1 pseudogene is annotated in these 245 nt (G+C 41.6%); it reads right to left on the bottom strand.

Annotated features, from left to right (window positions below):
- Positions 1–113: 113 nt before the first annotated feature.
- Positions 114–245, bottom strand: a pseudogene (locus COE49_RS28400) (transposase); the annotation flags it as partial.

Raw genomic sequence — 245 nt, 5'->3', positions numbered from 1 at the left:
CAGAGTGTTTGGAAACCCTTTAGGGTTCCTAACACTCTGGAATCTTTTTTGATTTTAGCGAATGAAAACAACATAAAATAATAGAATTTAGAAAAATAGCCCTCCACCAGCCCCTTTTTGGTCAGATGGAGGGCTATTTTTTTCATGTTTTGACAAGCTGCGGTGAGATAAGCCTGCATTTGGACAAACTTCAGCCCTCGAAACCGAGCATATCGATAGCCATGGAGTTCTTTGGCGTCCGCAAA

Source organism: Bacillus sp. AFS029637, assembly GCF_002584985.1.
Lineage (GTDB): Bacteria > Bacillota > Bacilli > Bacillales > Bacillaceae_G > Bacillus_A.
This window is presented reverse-complemented; position numbering and strand designations above follow the sequence as displayed.